Genomic DNA, 20469 nt, shown 5'->3' with positions numbered 1-20469 from the left:
GCCGCAACCCTAGCCACTCCACGCACCACGACCTGCGGCCCGGGGCGTGCCGTACGGGGATCAGTCGAGGAAGTCCGCGCCCGACAGCCGCCTGCGATCGACGGTCAGGCGGAGCACGTCGCCGCGGTGGTAGTGGCCCGCGGGATCGAAGTTCTGCCGCTCGCCCCTGACCCGCGCCAGGTCGAGGTCGGCGATGACCAGGCGTTCCTCTCCGGAAACCGGTTCCACGATCCATTCGCCGTCGGGTCCGGCGATGGCCGAGCCGCCGTCGTAGGCCGACGGCCCGGTCACGGTGAACGGGAAGCCCGCGGGCACGTCGTCGAAGGAGATCAGCGCCCCCGCCGCCAGGGAGTAGACCCGTCCTTCGCGCGCGATGAAGCGGGTGATGTCGCGCGTCAGCCCCGTGGAGCCCGGCCACACCGAGACGTGCAGGTCGACGCCCTGGGCATAGAGCGACTGGCGGGCCAGCGGCATCCAGTTCTCCCAGCAGTTGAGCCCGCCCGCGCGCACCCCGCGGAAGGTGTGGGCGCGCAGCCCGTGGCCGTCGCCGGTGCCCCAGACGAGCCGCTCCTCGAAGGTCGGCATGAGCTTGCGGTGGGCCGAGACGACGCCGTGGTCGGGCGAGATCGCGACCAGCGTGCAGTAGACGGTGCCCCCCGAGCGCTCGCTGATGCCCAGGTAGGTGAAGACGCCCAGGTCGCGGACGGCTTCGGTGATCGTCGCCAGTTCGGGTCCGTCCAGCTCCACGGCGGCGTCGAGGTAGCAGGCGTAGGCCTGCTTCTGCAGCGGGTCGTCGAAGGCGGCGCCGCCGGTGGAGCTGAGCCAGTACGGGTAGCCGGACAGGAAGGTCTCGGGGAAGGCGACCAGCTCGACCTGCCGGTCCGCGGCGTCGTGCAGGAAGGCCAGGACCTTGGCGGTTCCCGCGGCGGGATCGAGCCAGGGGCAGCGGGCTTGGGCGGCGGCGATACGCATGGCGTGATCCTATGGCTCCTGATACGCTGCCCAAGCGAGCGCTTGGTTAGCAGACGAGGGGCCGGCATGAAGTTCTCGACCTTCCACCTCTTCCACCGTTTCGATGGACAGAGCTTCAAGGACGTCTACGACTACCACCTGGAGCTCATCGAGCTGGCCGAAGAGCTGGGGTTCGACGGCGTGCGCCTGGCCGAGCACCACTTCCGCGACTACGGCGTGGTGCCCAACCTGTTCACGATCCTCGCCCACGCCGCCGCCAGGACCGAGCGCATCCGCCTGGGCACCGGCATCGTGGTGCTGCCGCTGCACAACCCCGTGCACGTCGCCGAGGAGGCGGCGCTGGTCGACGTGCTCTCCGGCGGCCGGCTCGACCTCGGCATCGGCCGCGGCTACCAGAGCTTCGAGTTCGAGGGCTTCGGCATCGACCTGGCCGAGGCGCGCGACCGGTTCAACGAGTCGCTGGAGGTCATCCTCGGGCTGTTCACCCGCGAGTCGTTCCAGCACGAGGGCAAGTTCTACAAGACCGGCGCGGAGGTGGCGCTGACGCCCCGCCCGGTGCAGACGCCGCACCCGCCGATCCACGTGGCGGCCGTCTCACCCGAGACGGTGACGATGTACGCCGAGCGCGGCATCCCGATCCTGGCCGACCCCGCGGCGCCCTTCCGCAAGGTGGTGCAGGCCGCCGAGACCTGGCAGACGATCTCCGGGCAGCGCGCCGACAGCCTCGTCGTGGCGCGCAGTGTCTACGTGGCGCCCACGCTGGAGCAGGCACGCGAGGACCAGGCGCGCTTCGAGGCCGGATTCGACCGCTCGCGCATCTTCAACCAGCGCAGCGCGCCCATCGACTCGCGCACCGGCAAGGCCGCCCAGGGCTTCGAGTACTACCAGGACCGCTACCTCAAGGGCGGTTCGGTGAGCAACGACTTCCGGTGGGAGCAGCTGGAGGTGATCGGGGATCCCGGCCGGGTCGTCGAGCAGATCTCCGTGCTGCGCGACGCGGGATTCGGGCAGCTGCTGTGCGACTTCGGCAGCACCAGGCCGATGCCGCTCGAGGAGATGAAGCAGGTCATGCGCTTCTTCGCCGCCGAGGTCATGCCGGCGTTCCGCTGAATGCAGTGATTTTCCAGGAGGCGCGATGATCCACTCCCTGACCCTCTCCGACGTCCTGGCCGACCACGCGCGCAGCAGGCCCCAGGCCGTGGCCGTGGTCGACGGCGAGGTCCGGCTCACCTACCCCGAGCTGGAAGCCCGCGTCACCCGCCTGGCCGCGGCGCTGGCCGAGCGCGGCACCGGCCCCGGGGACCGGGTGCTCTGGCTGGGCCAGAACGCCCATGCCGTTTTGGAACTGCTGCTGGCCTGCTCGCGGCTGGGCGCGATCTGCTGCCCGGCCAACTGGCGGCAGAGCACCGACGAGCTGCGGTTCGTCCTCGACGACCTCGCGCCGCGCGTCGTGGTGTGGGAACCCTCGGACGCCGTCGCCCCGCTCGTCCAGGCCGACGGCGCCTGGATCCGGGCCGGCGAGGAGTACGAGGCCTTCCTCGCCTCCGGCTCGTTGCGCGCCTTCGACCAGGTCGCCGACACCGAGCCGGTGCTGGCGCTCTACACCGCCGCCTTCGACGGCCGGCCCAACGCCGCGCTGCTGTCGAGCGCCGCCCTGCTCGCCCACGCCACCTCGCTGCAGATCGTGCGGCGGATGGAGCCGGACTTCGCCTTCCTGGCCAGCGGGCCGCTCTTCCACGTCGGCACGACGATGTTCGCCCTGGCCACCTTCCATCTCGGCGGCAAGAACGTCTTCATGCCCGCCTTCGACGCGGAGGAGCTGTGCCGGCTGGTCGATGCGGAGAAGGTCACGCAGGCGTTCCTGTTCGGGCAGATGATCGACGCCGTCGTCGCGGCCAACGCGGGCGGCAAGTACGACCTGTCCTCGATGCGCTTCATCTCCCACTCGGCCGAGTGGGACGCCATGACCACGGTCGACGACTCGCCGTGGTGCCGCTCCAAGATGGGCGGGTACGGCCAGACCGAGGTGGGCGGCATGCTCACCTTCCTGGGGCTGGCGCCCGGGGGCTCGGGGTACGCGGGGCGGCCTTCGCCGCTGGTGCAGGTGCGGATCATCGGGCCCGGCGGGGTCGAGGTGCCGCCGGGGGAGGTGGGCGAGATCTGCGCGCGCGGCAAAACCCTCTTCTCCGGATATTTCGCCCGGCCGGAGCTTAACGCCGTTAAATCAGCCGATGGCTGGCACCACACCGGCGACCTGGGCAAACGCGAGCCCGACGGCACCATCACCTTCATCGGGCCCAAGCTTCGGATGATCAAGTCGGGCAACGAGAACATCTACCCCGCCGAGGTCGAGCGCGCGCTCAAGGCGCACCCCGCCGTGGCCGACGCCGCCGTCATCGGCGTGCCCGACGACACCTGGCACCAGGCGGTCCTGGCCGTCGTCGCGCTCAAGGGCGAGGCCACGGGCGAGGAGCTGATCGAGCACGCCAAGGGGCTGCTGGCCTCCTACAAGAAGCCCAAGCGCGTGGTGTTCGTGCAGGCCGTTCCCAAGAAGGGCTTCACCCCCGACTACGACGCGCTCGACGCCGCCCACGGCGGAGGGAACTACCCGGGGACCTGATATCCGGTGGCCCCGGGTGGCGGGGATAGTGCACAGTTGGTCGCCGTGATCGAACCCGGGTGGCGCACCACCGTCGAATGGCAGCTCGTCCGACCCGGCGGGACGCGGGTGCTGCCCGCGATCGAGCTGCCAGGGCGCCTGTGGGCCGACGAGCCCCGCCCCCTGCAGGAGGCGCTGCTGCGTGAGCGCCAGGTCGACGCCGTGCTGCTCAAGGCGCTGTCCGAGAAGGAAGACACCGAGACGGGCGAGCGGCACCTGACCCTGCTCGGCGCCGACCGCGACGACTTCACCGACGGCCTCGCCCCGGAGTGGCACGTCCCCGAGCCGGGCGACGCCCCGTGGGCGGGGCCGGGCTGGATCCACCGGATCACCCGCTGGCTGGCCGGCTCCCTGCCGCCGGGCGCCACCGTCACCGGCCCGGCCGAGCAGGTGCGGATCTGGGAGCTGAGCTGCGTCCTGCGCGTCCCCACCACGGACGGCGACGTCTACGTGAAGTCCGCCGCCGACTCCCCGCTGTTCGTCGACGAGGGCGCGGTCGTCACCGTCCTGCACCGGCACTTCCCCGGCCGGGTGCCCGCGCCGCTCGCCCACGACCCCGGCGCCCGGCTGCTGGCCATGCGGCCCTTCCCTCCGGAGATCGGCCATCAGGCCCCGCCCGAGGTGCAGGCCGAGGTGCTGGGCGCCTACGGCCGCTTCCAGGCGGCCACCCCCGGGCTGACCGCCGAGCTCACCGCCGCGGGATGCGGTGAGCGCACCCTGCCATGGCTGGCCGACCAGCTGTCGACCTGGGCCGCCGCGCTCGACCACGCGGTGGTCCCGCCCGGCGCCGACCCGGCGTCCTGGCTGAACCAGGAGGAGGCGCGAGCGATCCGCTCCGCCGTCCCCGACCTGCTCTCGGCGGTCGAGCGGCTGGCGGCGTACGGCCTGCCCGACTGCGCCGTGCACGGCGACTTCCACCTGGCCAACGTCGCCCGCGCCGACGACGGCTTCGTCTTCTTCGACTGGACGGACGCGGGTGTCGGCCACCCCTTCCTCGACCTGGTGACGCTCTACTGGGAACCCAACCCGGCCGCGCTCGACGCCTACCTGGCCGCCTGGACCGCATACGCGTCGCCCGAGCGGCTGCGGGAGGCGTGGGAACTGGCCGAGCCGCTGGTGGCCGTGAACCAGGCGATCAGCTACGCGGCGATCGTCTCGGTGCTGCCTCCTGACGGCGACGCGACGCTGAAGCCCATGATCGCCCGCTGGCTGCGCCGCCTGCTCACCCTGCGTTCCTGACCTCCGGCACGGCGGGGTCCGGCGCCGGAGCCGCGGGGGCCCTGTCGAGCACCTCCAGCTCGGCCAGGGCCCGGTCCAGCTCGGCCGGGCCGTCGGAGCCCGGCGAGGACGACCAGGTGAGCCATACCGCGAAGATCACTCCCACGATCGCGCCCGTACGGTTGCGCATCGCCTCGACCGGGACCCCCGCCCGCCGGGCCAGCAGTTCCTGCATCGCCGTGACCGACCCGGTGATGCTCTTCAGGCTCGACACCCACATCTCGGGCACGGTGAGCATCAGCCGCTCCCGCTCGACCCCCTCGGCCAGCTCTTCGGGGCTCTGCGCGGCCGTCCACACCCGCATCGCGTGCCGCACCGCGCCCACCGCGCCCAGCTCGGCGGGCGCGTCGCGCAGCGCGTCGAGGAAGTCCTGGTCCTCGTCGACGAGGACCAGGTCCTCCTTCGTCGGGAAGTAGCGGAAGACCGTGCTGGGCGCCACCTCGGCCGCCTCGGCGACCTGCTCGACGGTGGTCGCCGCGTAACCCTGATCCCGGAACAACCGCAGTGCCTCGCGCTGGATCAGCGCCCGGGTCTTGGCCTTCTTGCGCTCCCGCAGACTCATGCTGAGATTCTACAAAGTGCTAGCAAACTCCTAAATGCGAGTCTACTCTCAAATTATGGTCAGCACTCAGAAAGACGCCCGCACGGTCCTGAGCGACCCGCGTTTCAGCAACCGGCAGGAGCTCAAGCGCGCCCAGCTCCCCACCGCCCGGCCCAACGACGCCTCCCAGCCCGCGGCGCCCGGCTGGTTCATCCACATGGACCCGCCGAGGCACACCCACTACCGGCGGCTGCTGCAGGGCCAGTTCACCGTCCGCCGCATGCGGCTGCTCGAACCCCGCATCGAGCGCATCGCCGCCGAGCTCATCGACGACATGATCACCCACGGCCCCCCTGTGGACCTGGTGAGCACCTTCGCCCTCCCCCTGCCCTCGCGGGTGATCTGCGAGCTGCTCGGCGTGCCGTACGCCGACCACGCCTTCTTCGAGAGCCGCTCGACCGCGATGGTGTACGGCTCGCAGCAGGCCCTGGCCGATCTCACGGGCTACCTGCGCGACCTGATCGGCGCCAAGAAACCCGGCGACGACCTGATCAGCGGGCTGAAGGCCGAGCTGGCCGTCGAGGAGCTCACCAACATCGCGCTGATCCTGCTGGTGGCCGGGCACGAGACCACCGCGGCGATGATCTCGCTGGGCGTCGACACGTTGCTGCGCCACCCCGAGCAGGACCGCTCCGACCCGGTCGAGGAGCTGCTGCGGCACCTGACGATCGTCCGGGTGGGCGCGCCGAACCGCGCGGCGCTCGAGGAGGTGGAGCTCGACGAGCGCACGGTCGCCCCGGGCGAGACGGTGACGATCGACCTGCTCGCCGCCAACCACGATCCCGCCGTCTTCACCGACCCGCACACGCTGCGCCTGGACCGGCCCGAGGCACGCGAGCACCTGGCCTTCGGGTACGGCGCGCACCTGTGCCTGGGCCACAACCTGGCCAGGCTGGAGCTGCGCATCGCCTACCGCGCGCTGTTCGAGGCCTTCCCCGCGCTGCGGCACGCCGGAGAGCCCAGACCGCGCGCCGGCTATCCGATCGCCACGCTGGAGGAGCTGCCCGTCGCCTGGTGACCTGTCAGAGGATCGCCAGCGGGTTGAGCGGGCTGGCCGTGCCTCCCTGCAGGCGCAGGGGCGCGGCGACGAAGACGAAGTCGGAGCGGCCGGTCGCGCTCAGCTCCTCCAGCCACAGCAGCTCGATCAGGTGGATGCCGTGGCGGTGCAGCAGGATCAGGTGCAGGTCGTCGGCCAGGCTCTCGTCGGAGAGCTGGCGGGGGTTGAGCCCGCCGATCGCGGCGTTGTCGGCGGCCACCACCGCCACGTCGCGTTCTGCCAGCCACCGCCCCGCCGACGCGGCCAGGCCCGGCTGGCCCGACCAGTACTCCTCCGGCGAACGGTCCCACACCAGCGGCCAGCCGGTCCTGATCACCGCCACCTCGCCCGCACCCACGGGGGCGATCTCCTCCAGGAGGTCGCCGGAGACGCGGAAGCCGGGCGGCAGGTGTTCGAGCCCCAGGTGCCTCGGCACGTCGAAGAGCACGCCGCGCGCCACGACCCCGCCCGCCTGCTCGATGCCGCACCGCCTGGCGCCATAGGAGTGCACCTGGGAGGCGGGGTGGCCGTTGTAGAGGTGATCGCCCTCCCACATGTGGCACAGGGCGTCCATGTGGGTGGTCGTGCCGTGCGCCGAGACGATGAGCGCGTCGTCGGCCATCCGCAGCCCCGCCCCCACGGGCCTGGTGCCCGCGGCGAAGTCGGCGCCGTCGATGGACATGAAGTGCTGAGGCTCCGGGCGCCCGCGCAGCCGAGGTCCGCCCCGCCGTACCGGCATCGACAGGCACAGGACCTGCCCGGTGACCGCGGCGGCCAGCGCGGCGAGCACCCGCTCGCCGGTCAGCAGGTTGAGGGTGCCCCGCTGATCCTCTGGGCCGAATCGTCCCCAGTTGTTAGGCTCGGTGACCAAGTAAGCGCTCGCTTCCCCTAGGAGTCGTGTGAACGGCCACTGTGACCCCCGCTTCGCCCGTGTCCGAGAGATCTTCGAGAAGAGCTTCGCCAAGGACGAGGAGGTGGGCGCGGCCGTCGCCGTCTATCTGAACGGCGAGCCCGTCGTCGACCTGTGGGACGGCGTGGCCGACCGGCACACCGGGCGCCCGTGGGCCGCCGACACGCCCGCCTACGCCTACTCGTGCACCAAGGCGATCACCGCGACCGTGCTGCTCACGCTCGTCGAGCGCGGGCTCGTGGAGGTGAGCCGGCCGGTGGCGACGTACTGGCCGGAGTTCGGCAAGCCGGACGTCACCGTGGAGCACCTGCTCACCCACCAGGCGGGGTTGCCGATCATCGACGATCCGGTGCCGGTGGAGGAGTTCTCCGACCATCCGGCGATCGCCGCGCGGCTGGCGGCCCAGGAGCCGATCTGGGAGCCGGGCAGCAGGCACGGCTATCACGCCCTGACATACGGGTTCCTGCTCGGCGAGGTCATCCGCCGGGTGAGCGGCAAGTCGGTGGGCGAGCTGGTCGCGGCCGAGATCGCCGGGACGCTGGGGTTGGACATGTGGCTGGGGGCACCCGACCACGTCATCGACCGCGCGGCCCGCCTGACCACCAGCCGCCCGGCCGCCCGCACGGAGCGACCCGCCTCCCCGCCGGCGCCCGTGGAGACGCCCGTTCCTGGGGAGGCTCCGGCCGGCGATCGGGAGGTCCCGGCCGGCGATCGGGAGGTCCCGGCCGACGACCTGTTCACCCGCATGAACCGCGCCTTCACCGATCCGCAGAGCCCGCTCAACCGTGCCCTGGGCAACCCCGACATGCAGCTCCTGCCCGGCGGCGCCAACCATCCCGCGGTCATGGCCTCCGGCTGGCCCGCCGCCGGCGTGGTGACCACCGCCCGCGCCCTGGCCGGCTTCTACCGCGCCCTGGTCGCCGGCGAGATCCTCCAGGAGCAGACCCTGCGCGACGCCATCAGGCGGCGGGTGAGCGGCCCCGACGAGCTGCTGATCGTCGACAGCTCCTTCGGCCTGGGCTACATGCGCCCCAGCATGACGTTCCTGACCCCGCCCGCGGGCCACGAGGGCGCGTTCGGCCACACCGGCATGGGCGGCTTCCTCGGCCTGGGCGACGTGGAGCACGGCCTGGCCTTCGGCTACACCCCGAATCGCCTGGCCCGCGCCGCCGACGGCGCCCTGCGCGGCTACCTGCTGCTGGAGGCGTCCTACCAGGCGCTGTGACTTCACTGCATCGTCACGCCGCCGCTCACCGACAGGACCTGGCCGGTGATGTAGGCGGCGCGGTGGGTGCACAGGTAGGCCACGAGTCCGGCCACGTCGGCGGGCTCGCCCAGGCGGCGCATCGGGATGGCGCGGGCGAGCTTGTCGACCAGGCCCGGCTGCTCGGCGGAGATCTGGCGCAGCATCGGGGTGTCGGTGGGTCCCGGGCAGACGACGTTGACGGTCACCCCGCCCCTGGCGACCTCCCTGGCCAGCGACTTGGCCAGGCCGAAGAGCCCGGCCTTGGTGGCGGCGTAGGCCCCTTCGCCACCCGAGCCGGCGCGGGCGCCGTCGGAGGAGATGTAGACCAGCCGCCCCCAGCCCCGCTCCGTCATGCGCGGCAGCACGAGCTTGGTCAGCAACATCGGCCCGCGCAGGTTGACCTGCCACATCAGGTCCCACTTGGCGGGGTCGCCCGCCACGAACGGCTCGACCACCGAGACGCCGGCGTTGTGGACCACGACGTCGGGCTGGTGGGCGGCGGCGAACTGCTCGATCGAGGCGGGTGAGACCAGGTCGAGGTGGGCGGCCCTGCCGAGGCACATCCGGGTCCCGCCGCCGAGCTCGACCACCAGCTCGGTGGCGACCTTCTCGGCTCCTGGCAGGTCGCGGTCGGCGACGATCACGTGGGCGCCGAGGTCGGCCAGGTCGCGACTGATGGCGGCGCCGATGGCCCCGGCTCCCCCGGTCACGACGGCCGTCCTGCCGTCCAGGCGCAGTCCTTCCATCACCTCTCCTTGATGGCGGCGACGAGGTCGGCGGTGGTCCTGCGGGTGGCCAGCAGGCTGATGGTGTGCTTCATGACGGCCTGCGCGTAGTCCCGCGGCACCCCGGCGACGGCGTCGGTGGCGACGGTGACGTGGTAGCCGAGGTTGACCGCTTCGAGCGCCAGGCCGGGGATGCCCAGGTTGAGCGAGACCCCGGCGGCGAGGAGGTGGGTGACGCCCATCGCGCGCAGGCGCCGGTCGAGGGTGGTGCCGGTGAAGGGCGAGAAGCCATGGTATCGGCGGCTCTCCAGGTCGCCGTCGTCCCACAGTTCCGGCAGCACCTCGACGGCGGGGGTGCCCTCCAGCATGTGGCCGGGGTCCTTGAGCAGGTGCACGATGAACGGGCAGTTGTCGGTGAACGATCCCGCGCGGTCGGCGCGAAAGGCGGCGGTGCAGTGCACGACGGGCATCCCGGCGGCGCGGGCGGCGCGCAGGAGCGAGGCGGTGTTGTCGATCAGTCCTTCATCCGCCAGGTCAGGAAATTTCGTGAGGTCGCCGACGACTCCTCGCTGCATCTCCATCACCAGAACTGCTGGCCGAGCGCTTGCTTGGTTCACATGTGGAGCTTAACAACCCCGGTCTTTCCCCACAACGCGCCCAACCCTTCACGAAGAGTGATAATTCAAGCGCGACACGTCAAATATCGTGACTCGTGACAACCGGGACCCCGGGTGAGACCGTCGAATCCTAGACGGGCGACTCAATGGGGGTTGATCTTGGTCCCGGGGTACCGAGAAGTACGTCAGCTTGGCGCCGGCCGTACGGGACGGGTCTTCCTCGCGACCTACCAGGAGACCGGCGCCTACGTCGCGATCAAGTACCTCAACGCCGCCCTGCGCCGTGACCCCGAGTTCATGTCCCGCTTCACCGCCGAGACCCCGCGCCTGGTCGAGGTCGACGACGAGAACGTCGTGCGGTTCTACGAGTACGTCGAGACCCCCACCAGGGCCGCCGTGGTGATGGAGCTCGTCGACGGCGTCTCGCTGCGCACCCTGCTCGCCGAGCACGGCCGTACCAGCCCCGAGGCGGCGCTGGCCGTGCTGAAGGGCACCCTGCTGGCGCTGGCCGCCGGGCACGCCAAGGGCGTGGCGCACCGCGACGTCAAGCCCGAGAACGTCCTGGTGCAGGCCGACGGCACCAGCAAGCTGGGCGACTTCGGGGTCGTGGGGTACGTCGAGGAGCCCAACGTGCCGCAGGGCAGCCCGCCGTACATGGCTCCCGAGCTGTGGCTGCACACCAACGGTTTCAACCCGCGCGCCGACCTGTACGCCGCCGCGTGCCAGCTGTTCGAGTGCGTGATGGGCCGCGTGCCGTACCGCGGCACCACCTCGGAGATCCGCGACCGGCACCTGCACGACCCCGTCCCGCTGGAACTCGTGCCCGACATGCTGCGCGACCTGTTACGCAGGGGCCTGGCCAAGGACGCCGCCACCAGGTACGGCTCGGCGACGGAGTTCCTGTCGGAGCTGGAGGAGGACGCGCTCGCGGGCTACGGCCCGGAATGGGAGAAACGCGGCCGGCGTCACCTGGCGGAACTGGCCACCCTGCTGGCGCTGCGTTTCCCGCTGGCGGCGCCCGACAACCCGGGCGAAGGCGAGACGGCCGTCATCAGGCGCGGGCGTAGCTGGGTCACCCTCGTGCCGAGGCTGCCGCCGCACCTGTGGATCGCGGGCGGCGCGGTGGTGGCGATGCTGGTCGCCCTGCTCGTGGCGCGGGGCACGGGCAACACCGGGCCGATCCTGATGCCGCCGCCCGAGTCGCCGCGGCAGATCGATCCGACGGTCGAAGGCAGCAGGCCGCCTCCCACGGACCGCAGGCCGAGCAGGCGGCCCACCACCAAGCTTCCCGTCACCAGCGCTCCGCCGACCTCGCGGCAGGAACCGCCGACCTCGGGCCAGAGCCAGCCACCGCCGCCTCCCGCGACGTCCGCGCCCACACCCACGCCCACGCGGTCGTCGCAGTCCGCCCCCGCCCGCCCGGCGGTGCGGGCCGCGACCATCCTGGGCTGGAGCGGCTCGGCTGGCGCCGTGCGGGTGACGGCGGCGGGCACGGGACCGGTGCAGCTGAAGATCTCCTACACCCGGCGCGAGGAGGGCGGCACCGCCCGCGTGCTGGGCACCGAGACGCGCACCCTGACCGGCGAGACGAGCTACACCCAGCCCATCACCCGCGACCTGGGCGACGTGGCCTGCGGCGGGCGCGCCTACTTCGGGATCATCGTGGCCACCGTGCCCGTGGCCGACAACGGCCCGGAGGTCAGCGAGGCGCCGATGGACGGGCCGCCCTGCCCGACCCAGGAACCGACCGGCACCTCCCAGGGCGCGCCGTCGCCGACGGCCAGGACCGTCCCTTCGCCGACGCCCGAGGCGAGCACGAGGGCGCTGCCCACGGCCGAGTCCGAGCCCACCGACGTGATCAGCGAGCCGCCGCCGGGCTGAGCCGGATCCGGCCTGTTGTGCGTCAACCAAGCGTGCGCTAGCTTGGCAATCGATGGACGCCTACTGGGCCGCCTGCGCGCGCGGCGAGCTGGTCATTCAGCGCTGCGACCCATGCGCCCGTTACATCCACCTGCCCGCCGAGGAGTGCCCCGCCTGCGGCGGCGAACTCGTCTTCCGACCGGTCTCGGGCGAGGGGACCGTGCACACCTACACCGTCGTCCACCGCTCCTTCGTCCCCGAGTTCCGCGGGCGCGAGCCGTACATCCTGGCCTGGATCGACCTGCCCGAGGGCGTGCGCGCCTTCGGCCGGGTCCTCGCCGACGAGGTCGCCATCGGCCAGCGGGTGCGGGTCACTTTCGCCGACGACCTACCGCAGTGGAGGCCCCTATGAAGCTCGGCAACGTGCTCATCCCCGTCGCCGACCTGGACGAGGCGATCGAGTTCTACGGCCTGCCGGTCAAGTTCCGCGACGGCGACCGCTTCGCCGCCCTCGACGGAGGGACGGTCACCATCGCACTGGCCGGTCCCGCCGAGCACGTGGTGGACGAGCCGGTGCCCTCCTTCAAGGTCGAGGACCTGGCCCTGGCCGTACAGGAGTTCCTGGAGCGGGGCGGGAAGGTCGAGCGACCGGCCGAGACCGGGCCGCACGAGCTGCGCGCGGTGCTGCGCGACCCGTCGGGCAACCCCTTCGTGCTGTACCAGCCACTCTGATCGGGAGGCACCCCCATGTCGCCATATGGAAACTACGGCTACGCGATCCTGACGGCCGGCGCGCTGCGCACTCCCGATCGGGTCGCGCTCACCTACTGCGGCGAGCAGAGCTTCACCTACGACGAGCTCAACCGCGCGGTCAACGAACGCGCGCACGCGCTGACGGCGGCCGGGATCGTGCCAGGCCAGCGGGTCGCGGCGCTGCTCAACGAGACGCTGCTGGTGGCGCAGATCTACCTGGCCCAGGCCAAGCTCGGCGCGGTCACCGCGGCGCTCAACCCGTTCTGGCCGGTCGAGACGCTCCAGGCCGTGGTGGAGCGGTCGGGCTGCACCGCGTTCGTCTACGACGCCACGGTCGCCGAGGTGATCGAGCGGATCAAGCCCGATCTACCCGGCATCACCTCCTGGATCGCCGCCGAGTCGCTGGTCTCGGACAACCAGGACGAGCCCGAGCTCCACGGGTTCCACGACGACCCGGTGGCCCTCTACTACACCTCGGGGACGACCGGGCTGCCCAAGCCCGTCGTGCACACCCACGCCTCCTCCATCGCCACGGCGCAGATCTGGCTCGACGTGCCGCGCTCCCAGGACTCCGTCTTCGGCACCGGCGCGATCATCTGGGGCATCGGCTTCCCCGCCATCGTCGGCCCGGCCCTCTACGCGGGCATGCGGCTGGTGCTGGAGCAGGACTGGGGCCCCGGCAACTTCCTGAAAGTGGTGCCGCGCGAGAAGGTCACCCACGTCTCGCAGATCCCCTCGTTCTACGCCGCCCTGCTCGGCTCCGACGAGCACGCCGGGGTCGACCTGTCGTCCCTGCGGGTGATCATGCTCGGCGGCGAGCCGCTCACCGCCACCATGCTCTCGCGCATCAAGGAACGCCTGCCGGAGGCCGGGGTCTACTCCTACTACGGCCAGACCGAGGCGCCCTACACGTGCATGGGCAGGGTCGACGACGGATCCACGCCGCTCGGCTCCTCCGGCCGGGCCAGGATGGGCAACGCCGTCCGGATCACCGACCCCTCCGGCGGACGCGTCGTCGGCCGGACCGGCGAGATCAACCTGGCCGGGCCGCACCGCATGGCGGGCTACGACGGCCTGTCCTCCGACGAGGTGCTGCGCGGCGAATGGTTCGTCGGCGGCGACCTCGGCGCCGTCTCGGAGGACGGCGTCCTCACCGTGCTCGGGCGGCGCGAGGACGCCATCGCCAAGGGCGGCCACTGGAGCCAGCCCGCCGCCGTCGAGGAGGCCGCCGCGGCCCTGGACGACGTGGCGGAGGCTGGCGCGGTCGGCGTCCCGGAGGGCGCGTCGGAGCAGAAGATCCTGCTGGCCGTCGTGCCCCGCGCGGGTCACTCGCTCGACGCCGCCAAGATCGCGCTCGCGCTGTCGGAGTCGCTGCCCGCCCACCAGCGGCCCGACCACATCGTGGTCGCCGACGAGCTGCCGCACTTCCAGGACGCGTCCGGCGGGCCCGGCAAGCTGCTCAGGCGGGAGATCCGGGAGCTGTATGGCCACCTGGTCTGAGCACGCGGTCAAGGAACTGCTGCTCGCATCGGGCATCCCCGTGCCGCGGGGCGTGCTGGTCACCGACGGCGACTTCGCGTCGTGCGCCGCCCTGACCGCGCCCCTGGTGCTCAAGGCGTCGGGGGTGCTGCACAAGTCCGACGTGGGCGGTGTACGGCTCGGCCTCGCCCACGCCGACCTGCCCGCGGCGGCGGCCGAGATGGGCTTCGCCTCCTACCTCGTCGAGGAGCAGGCGCCCGCCGGGGTCGAGCTCATCGCCGGGCTGGTCCGCGACCCCATGGCGGGGCCCGTGCTGCTCTTTGGACTCGGCGGCGTCTGGACCGAGGTGCTGCGCGACACGGTGCTGCGGGTGTGCCCGATCGCCGAGGACGACGCGCGGGCCATGGTCGAGGGCCTTCGCGGCTCGCCGCTCCTGCACGGCTTCCGCGGCTCCCCCGCCGTCGACGTGTCGGCTGTGGTCAAGCTGCTGCTGGCCCTGGGCGGCAACGGAGGAATGTGGGAGCGGCTGGAGCTGGGAGAGTTCGAGCTCAACCCCGTCATCGCCGGGCCCGGCGGGCTGGTGGCCGTCGACGCCCGCTACATCGAGGGCTCGGCCCCCGCGCCGGCCCCCCGTCGCGCGGGCGACTTCACCGCCCTGTTCGAGCCGCGCCGCGTCGCCGTGGTGGGCGCCTCCACCACCAAGCCGGGCTTCGGCAACATGTTCCTCGGCTTCTACAAGCAGAGCGGTGTCCCGGTCGTGGCCGTGCACCCCACGGCCTCCTCCATCGACGGGGTACCTGCCGTGCCGTCGTTGTCGGGCGTGGACTACGCGCTGGTCGCGGTGCCCGCCGCCCGATGCGCCGAGGTCGTACGGCAGGCGGAGGGCGTGCCGTACATCCAGGTGATGAGCGGCGGGTTCGGCGAGGCGGGGCGCGCCGACCTGGAGGCCGGACTGCTCGACGCGATGCCGTCAGGGAGCCGGTTGCTGGGGCCCAACTGCATGGGCGTCTACTCACCCAAGGGCCGCCAGACCTTCGTCGGCGGCGGCCTCGGCGAGCCGGGCGGCATCGCCCTCGTCTCGCAGAGCGGCGGCCTGGCCGGGGAGGTCGTCAAGGTCGGCGAGCTGCGCGGGCTGCGCTTCAGCCGGGTCGCCACCGTGGGCAACTGCGCCGACGTCGGCCCCGCCGAGCTGCTCGGCTGGCTGGCAGGCGACCCGGAGACCACGGCGATCGGGCTCTACCTGGAGGACCCGCGTGACGGGCGGGCGCTGTTCGAAGCGCTGCGGGAGACGGACAAGCCGGTGGCCCTGCTGGTCGGGGGCCGCACCCGCCAGGGAAGGCTGGCCGCCGCCTCGCACACGGGCGGGCTGGCCGGCGACGGCCGGGTGTGGCGGGCGCTGGCCGAGCAGACGGGCACGGTGCTCGTCGACAGCCAGGACGACCTGATCGGGGTGCTCTCCTACTTCCAGGCCCATGCCACGTCCCACGGTGGCGTATCCCCCGGTGCCGCTTCTCGCGGAGCCGATCGGCGGGGGTCGGACGGTGTCCTGGTGATCGGTCCCAGCGGCGGGGCGAGCGTGCTGGCCGCCGACGCCTTCGACCGCCGGGGGTTGCCGCTGCCGCCCCTGCCCGACGGCGCCCTCGACGGCCTCGGCCTGGGCGCGGGCAGCTCGCTGGCCAACCCGCTGGAGATCCCCGTCGGCCCCCGCGCCGACCCCGCCCTGGCCAGGAAGGCCATCGAGGCGATACTCCCCCTCCTGGCGTACGGCGACGTCGTCGCCCACGTCAACGTGCAGAGCTTCTTCACCTACGGCTCCTCCGCCGAGCCGCTCCACGCCTTCGCGCGGGAGCTCGTCCAGGTCAGGGGCACCCGGCTGAGCCTGGTGCTGCGGAACGCCGACGTCGCCCCGCCCGGGGTCGAGAACGAGCTACGGGCCATCGCCTCGCGGCTGCCCGTCTACCGATCGATGGAGGCGGCGGCCGTGGCCGTCGCCGCGGGAAGGAGTCTGTGATGGGCCTGCTGGACGGCAAGGTCGCGTTGATCACCGGGGGCGCGAGGGGCATGGGGGAATCCCACGTGCGCTTGTTCCTGGAAGAGGGCGCCCAGGTGGTCTTCGGCGACGTGCTGGAGGAGGAGGGCAAGGCCCTGGCCGCCGAGACCGGGGCGACGTTCGTGCGTCAGGACGTGACCCGGCCGGAGGAGTGGGCGCGGGCGGTGGACACCGTCCTGGAGACGTACGGCAAGCTCAACATCCTGGTCAACAACGCCGGGATCCTGAAATTTCGCCGCATCGCCGACATGGACGTCGAGGAGTTCTCCCGCGTCCTCGACGTCAACCTCAAGGGCACCTGGCTCGGCGTGAAGTCGGTGATCGAGCCCATGAAAGCCTCGGGACGCGGCTCGATCGTCAACATCTCCTCCATCGAGGGCTTCATCGGCGCGGCAGGACTGTCGGCCTACGCCGCCTCGAAGTTCGGCATCCGCGGCGTCACCAAGGCCGCCGCGCGCGAGCTCGCCCCCTTCAAGATCCGGGTCAACAGCGTGCACCCCGGGGCGATCAACACGAACATGGTCCTGGACCCCGAGATGATGACCGAGGTCGACGCCGACGCCTTCGTCAAGTCGATGGTCATCAAGCGCTTCGCCAAGCCGATCGAGGTCTCCCACGTGGTGGCCTTCCTGGCCTCCGACCGCTCCAGCTACTGCACCGGCAGTGAGTTCACGGTCGACGGAGGGCTGCTCACCGGAGCGGGGTACTAGGACCTCTTGCGGCGGCTGCGCGCCACCTCCAGCGTGTCGACGGCGCTCCAGCCCTTGGCCAGCTCCAGCGAGGGGGCGCGGCCGCTGCTGACGTGCTTGAGCGCGCACTCGGCGGCGGCGTCGGGATCGTGAGCGGCGATCGCGGCGAACAGCTCCGCGTGCTCGGCGCACTGCTGGGCGATGTCGCGGCTGGAGGTGAGCCTGAACAGCCAGCGCAGCCTGGCCTCCAGCGGGCGCATGATGTCGACGAGCAGGGCGTTGCCCGACAGCTCGACGACGACCGTGTGGAAGGCGGCGTTGGCGCGGGCGATCTCCGAGGGCACGCTCTGGCGGGCGGCGTGGTCGAGCGAGGCGCGCAGGCGCTTGAGATCGGCCTCGGTGGCCTGCACGGCGGCCAGCCTGGCGGCCAGCACCTCCAGGCTCTCGCGCACGTCGAACAGGTCGGCCACGTCGGCGGGGGTGAACGGGCGCACCAGCACGCCCTTGCGCGGCACGACCACGACCAGGCGCTCGGCCTCCAGGCGCCGCAGCGCCTCGCGGACGGGAACGCGGGAGACACCGTGCTCGGTGCCGAGCTCACGCTCGACGAGACGCCGGCCCGGCTGGAGCACCCCCTCGATGATCTGCTCCTTCAGCGTCTCGTAGACCATGCATAAACCGTACCGTCAGGTGCCGGGATGCCGTCCCAGCCAGGCGGTCGGCATGACGAACACCCCGCTCGCCTCCACCAGGGGCGTGCCGTCGGGCAGCGCGATGCGGCCGTCGGCCCAGCTCTTGCGCCCCTCGGCGCGGGTGTGCTCGGCGGTGGCCACCAGCGGCGTGCCGTACGGCACGGGCCGCAGGTAGCGCACGGTGAGGGTGCCGGTCATGCCGGGGAAGCCCGCTGCCGCGGCGGCCTGGCCGAGTAGGTGGTCCAGGACCATGGCGCTGATGCCGCCGTGCACCCCGTTGGGCGGGCCCTCGTGCAGGGGGCGGAAGGTGACCTCGGCCCTGGCGGTCAGCCCGTCCATCTCGACGACCAGCGGCAGGGCCATGGGGTTGGCGCCGCCGATGACGGCGTTGCCGAGGTGGCGCAGGTTGCCGTCGGGCGAGAGGTCGAAGGGCAGCGGGGTGGCGCGGGAGGCCGCTCGCAGGCGCTCGGTGAGCGCCGCCAGCTCGGCCGCGACGGCCAGCAGCTCGTCCTCCGCGACCTCCGTCAGTGCCACGGCGTCCATCAGGTCGCGGGTCTGCTGGGCGAGCTCGCAGTGGGCGGCCAGGCGGGACTCGGGAGTGAGCTCCATCGTCATGCGCCCCATACTAGAACACGTTCTACAGAACGGCATTCGAATCAGGGATCACACAGGTCACAGGTAGATCTTTTCCGGATTTCACTACCTATTTCCGGCATATCTGGCAACCTCTTGACCTGCGGTTTTTGCTTCCGAACCGCTGTTGGCGATTCCTTGGTTTGTGCTTGACCGCTCGTTTGCCCAGGTAGCCTCCCCAATCACGGAAGTTGCAGGCTGCCCCGGAAGGTCCCCCGAACCTCCATGACACCAGAGATGCACAAGTACATCGAGCTGCTCGAGAAAGAGCTCGGTTACACGGAGAAGGCGAACGCCTACACCAAGTTCGGTGACTGGTACGGCAGGAACGTCGAGACCGACTCCGACTACAGCGGCCAGCCATGGTGCGACATGTACCTGTCGTGGGCCGCGGCCAAGCTCGGCTACGAGGAGTGGATCGGGCAGTTCGCCTGGACCGTCGCCCACGCCGAATGGTTCAAGGAGCAGGGCGCCTGGGGGACCAAGCCCAAGCCGGGAGCGTTCGTCTTCTACGACTGGTCCGGGTCGGACAGCATCGACGGCATCGACCACGTCGGCATCGTCACCAGCGTCGAGGGCGGCCGGATCCACACCATCGAGGGCAACATCGACGGCGGGGTCGCCAAGCGCAAGGAACGTGACACCAGCAAGGTCGTCGGGTACGGGTACCCCGAGAAGATCAAGGCCAGGCTCGACGCCGCCAGCGCTCCGCAGAAGGAGGAGGGCACCCTCGCACCCGACACGCCCTTCTACGGCGACGCGGAGTCGGGCAACGAGTTCACCGCCCTGTTCCCGCGCGTGGAGTCCTCACCCGAGGCCTCCGCCCCGTCCAAGCCCAAGGCCGCCGAGGCCCCCACACCTCCCACGGCCAAGCCCTCCGCGTCGTCCTCGTCCTCGTCCTCGTCCTCGTCCTCTTCGTCTTCGTCCTCGTCCTCGTCCGACGCCGCGGCCGGGGCTCCGACGACCAAGGGCAAGCACGCCAAGCCCTCGACGGCCGACACGCAGGAGGCGACCACGCAGCCGCTGCCCGCGATCGTCGACGTCGCCGCCGCCACCACCTCCCCGGTCGCCGCGCTCGGCACACCCGCACTGGTCGGCTCGGCCCTCGTCGCGGCGCTGGCGGTGCTGGTGTTCTCCAGGACCAGACACGTGCGGGCCCGGCTCGCAGGCGCCGGACCGCTCGCCTCCGAGACGCCCGCCCACGGCCGCCGCCGCCGCAAGCCCACCGCCGCACGGCCCGCCGCTCGCACGGCAGGCACCCGCCGCAAGACGTCGAAGACCACCGCCGGTGTCGCCATCACCGTCGAGGCACCGCGCACGGCACTCGTGCTCGCCGCACCGGTGGACGAGGCGTACCTGACGAGCCCGCTCGACACCGACATCCTGACCCGCCTCGACGCCACCACCCTCGCCCACCTCGACGCCACCGCCTCACACCAAGGCACCGCGCTCGCCCACCTGGACGCCGCCGCGCTCACCTCCCTCAACGCCACCGCCTCACACGATGGCGCCACGCTCGCCCGGCTCGACGCCGCCGCCTCGCACGCCGCCACGCTTGCCCAGCTCGACGTCACCGGGCCCTCGGCCGATCCCGCCGTCTCGTCCAGCCTGGCCGGCCTGTCCGGGCTGTCCGGTGCCGATCGGGCGGGCTCGTCGACGACAGCCGGTCGACGCGAGGAGCGGGTGCCGCGCAGGTTGCGCCGTGCGGTCCCCGCCGAGTCGCTGGGTGGCGAGGTCACGGGCGAGCCGGTGCGTGGCGAGGTCACCGCCGAGTTCGACGCCTTCCGCGCCGCCTCGGGACGCCGGACCACCTACCGGCGCCTCGACCAGGCCGCCGCGAGCTCACCAACGGGCGCGTTCCCGGGCATCGACCGCGACGCCCTCGCCCCGCGCGAGAACTCCGCCTACCGTGGCCGCCGCCGCAAGGCCGCCGTCCACGCCGACGACGCAAGCTTCCAGGACAGCGCCCCCACCCGCGGCCGCCGCCACCGCCCGTCGACGGACGGCCACCCGCACGACACACGCCGAGCCGACCTCCACGCCGAGGCACGCTCGACCGCGCCCCACGCGCACGACAGCCGACGAGCCGAGCTCCACGCCGAGGCTCATCCCACCGCGCCCCACGGCCACGCGCACGACATGCGGCGAGCCGACCTCCAAGCCTCCGCGCACGACGTCCCCCATGCGGCCGAGGGCTTCGTGCAGGACGGGCCGCTCAGGGGTCGTCGGCACCGTGACCTCCAGTCCGCCGTCGCCCCCCGGTGACCGG

General features: G+C 72.0%; 19 protein-coding genes. 12 read left to right on the top strand and 7 right to left on the bottom strand.

Annotated features, from left to right (window positions below; genetic code table 11):
• Window positions 1–60: 60 nt before the first annotated feature.
• On the bottom strand, window positions 61–972 hold the full coding sequence (locus tag ACIBH1_RS39195; protein ID WP_397319128.1) for a carbon-nitrogen hydrolase family protein: 912 nt from the start codon (window positions 970–972) through the stop codon (window positions 61–63).
• A 66-nt stretch (window positions 973–1038) separates the two neighbouring features.
• Between ACIBH1_RS39195 and ACIBH1_RS39190 the strand changes: the two genes are divergently transcribed.
• From ACIBH1_RS39190 to ACIBH1_RS39180, 3 genes are read left to right on the top strand one after another with little or no spacing between them, the layout of a single operon-like run.
• Window positions 1039–2082: an LLM class flavin-dependent oxidoreductase gene (locus ACIBH1_RS39190; RefSeq protein ID WP_397319127.1), complete on the top strand. Its 1044-nt coding sequence runs from the start codon at window positions 1039–1041 to the stop codon at window positions 2080–2082.
• Window positions 2083–2107: 25 nt separating this feature from the next.
• Window positions 2108–3592, top strand: a complete 1485-nt coding sequence (locus ACIBH1_RS39185; protein WP_397319126.1) for an AMP-binding protein — start codon at window positions 2108–2110, stop codon at window positions 3590–3592.
• A gap of 45 nt (window positions 3593–3637) precedes the next feature.
• Window positions 3638–4870, top strand: a complete 1233-nt coding sequence (locus ACIBH1_RS39180) for an aminoglycoside phosphotransferase family protein (protein ID WP_397319125.1) — start codon at window positions 3638–3640, stop codon at window positions 4868–4870.
• Here ACIBH1_RS39180 and ACIBH1_RS39175 read toward each other — a convergent pair.
• Complete coding sequence (locus ACIBH1_RS39175) at window positions 4854–5471, bottom strand: TetR/AcrR family transcriptional regulator (protein ID WP_397319124.1); 618 nt, start codon at window positions 5469–5471, stop codon at window positions 4854–4856. The genes ACIBH1_RS39180 and ACIBH1_RS39175 overlap by 17 nt on opposite strands.
• A gap of 55 nt (window positions 5472–5526) precedes the next feature.
• On the opposite strand from ACIBH1_RS39175, the gene ACIBH1_RS39170 reads away from it, so the two are divergent.
• A complete protein-coding gene (locus ACIBH1_RS39170) occupies window positions 5527–6528 on the top strand; it encodes a cytochrome P450 (protein ID WP_397319123.1) in 1002 nt (333 codons plus the stop codon).
• A 4-nt stretch (window positions 6529–6532) separates the two neighbouring features.
• Here the strand turns inward: ACIBH1_RS39170 and ACIBH1_RS39165 are convergent, their stop codons facing one another.
• Window positions 6533–7417 carry a cyclase family protein gene (locus ACIBH1_RS39165; RefSeq protein ID WP_397319122.1) on the bottom strand — a complete coding sequence of 295 codons (885 nt, stop codon included), beginning with the start codon at window positions 7415–7417 and terminating at the stop codon, window positions 6533–6535.
• Between the two features lie 28 nt (window positions 7418–7445).
• Between ACIBH1_RS39165 and ACIBH1_RS39160 the strand changes: the two genes are divergently transcribed.
• Complete coding sequence (locus tag ACIBH1_RS39160) at window positions 7446–8681, top strand: serine hydrolase domain-containing protein (protein WP_397319121.1); 1236 nt, start codon at window positions 7446–7448, stop codon at window positions 8679–8681.
• Between the two features lie 2 nt (window positions 8682–8683).
• On the opposite strand, the gene ACIBH1_RS39155 is transcribed toward ACIBH1_RS39160, so the two are convergent.
• Window positions 8684–9448 (bottom strand): SDR family NAD(P)-dependent oxidoreductase, encoded by a 765-nt coding sequence (locus ACIBH1_RS39155; protein WP_397319120.1) that lies wholly within the window; start codon window positions 9446–9448, stop codon window positions 8684–8686.
• Window positions 9448–10008 (bottom strand): isochorismatase family cysteine hydrolase, encoded by a 561-nt coding sequence (locus tag ACIBH1_RS39150; RefSeq protein ID WP_397319119.1) that lies wholly within the window; start codon window positions 10006–10008, stop codon window positions 9448–9450. Before ACIBH1_RS39150 ends, ACIBH1_RS39155 begins: the two co-directional genes overlap by 1 nt.
• Before the next feature lie 195 nt (window positions 10009–10203).
• Here ACIBH1_RS39150 and ACIBH1_RS39145 point away from each other — a divergent pair, with 195 nt between their 5' ends.
• Genes ACIBH1_RS39145 through ACIBH1_RS39120 form a run of 6 tightly spaced genes read left to right on the top strand, consistent with a single transcriptional unit; the run spans window position 10204 to window position 16896 of the window.
• The gene (locus ACIBH1_RS39145) at window positions 10204–11925 is read left to right on the top strand and encodes a protein kinase (RefSeq protein WP_397319118.1); all 1722 of its coding nucleotides are present in this window, start codon (window positions 10204–10206) and stop codon (window positions 11923–11925) included.
• Window positions 11926–11977: 52 nt separating this feature from the next.
• A complete protein-coding gene (locus ACIBH1_RS39140; protein ID WP_397319117.1) occupies window positions 11978–12316 on the top strand; it encodes a Zn-ribbon domain-containing OB-fold protein in 339 nt (112 codons plus the stop codon).
• Window positions 12313–12636: a VOC family protein gene (locus ACIBH1_RS39135; RefSeq protein WP_397319116.1), complete on the top strand. Its 324-nt coding sequence runs from the start codon at window positions 12313–12315 to the stop codon at window positions 12634–12636. The genes ACIBH1_RS39140 and ACIBH1_RS39135 overlap by 4 nt, the downstream gene beginning before the upstream one ends.
• A 15-nt stretch (window positions 12637–12651) precedes the next feature.
• The gene (locus ACIBH1_RS39130; RefSeq protein WP_397319115.1) at window positions 12652–14157 is read left to right on the top strand and encodes a class I adenylate-forming enzyme family protein; all 1506 of its coding nucleotides are present in this window, start codon (window positions 12652–12654) and stop codon (window positions 14155–14157) included.
• Complete coding sequence (locus ACIBH1_RS39125) at window positions 14141–16147, top strand: acetate--CoA ligase family protein (RefSeq protein WP_397319114.1); 2007 nt, start codon at window positions 14141–14143, stop codon at window positions 16145–16147. Before ACIBH1_RS39130 ends, ACIBH1_RS39125 begins: the two co-directional genes overlap by 17 nt.
• Window positions 16147–16896: a glucose 1-dehydrogenase gene (locus ACIBH1_RS39120; RefSeq protein WP_397319113.1), complete on the top strand. Its 750-nt coding sequence runs from the start codon at window positions 16147–16149 to the stop codon at window positions 16894–16896. Before ACIBH1_RS39125 ends, ACIBH1_RS39120 begins: the two co-directional genes overlap by 1 nt.
• Here ACIBH1_RS39120 and ACIBH1_RS39115 read toward each other — a convergent pair.
• Both ACIBH1_RS39115 and ACIBH1_RS39110 read right to left on the bottom strand, forming a co-directional pair.
• On the bottom strand, window positions 16893–17546 hold the full coding sequence (locus ACIBH1_RS39115) for a GntR family transcriptional regulator (RefSeq protein WP_397319112.1): 654 nt from the start codon (window positions 17544–17546) through the stop codon (window positions 16893–16895). The genes ACIBH1_RS39120 and ACIBH1_RS39115 overlap by 4 nt on opposite strands.
• A 15-nt stretch (window positions 17547–17561) precedes the next feature.
• A complete protein-coding gene (locus ACIBH1_RS39110; RefSeq protein WP_397319111.1) occupies window positions 17562–18182 on the bottom strand; it encodes a PaaI family thioesterase in 621 nt (206 codons plus the stop codon).
• 243 nt (window positions 18183–18425) lie between these two features.
• Between ACIBH1_RS39110 and ACIBH1_RS39105 the strand changes: the two genes are divergently transcribed.
• Window positions 18426–20465, top strand: coding sequence for a CHAP domain-containing protein (locus ACIBH1_RS39105; RefSeq protein WP_397319110.1), 2040 nt, complete (start codon window positions 18426–18428; stop codon window positions 20463–20465).
• Window positions 20466–20469: the final 4 nt, after the last annotated feature.

It is taken from the genome of Nonomuraea sp. NPDC050663, from assembly GCF_044456985.1.
In the GTDB taxonomy this organism is placed as follows: domain Bacteria; phylum Actinomycetota; class Actinomycetes; order Streptosporangiales; family Streptosporangiaceae; genus Nonomuraea.
This window is presented reverse-complemented; position numbering and strand designations above follow the sequence as displayed.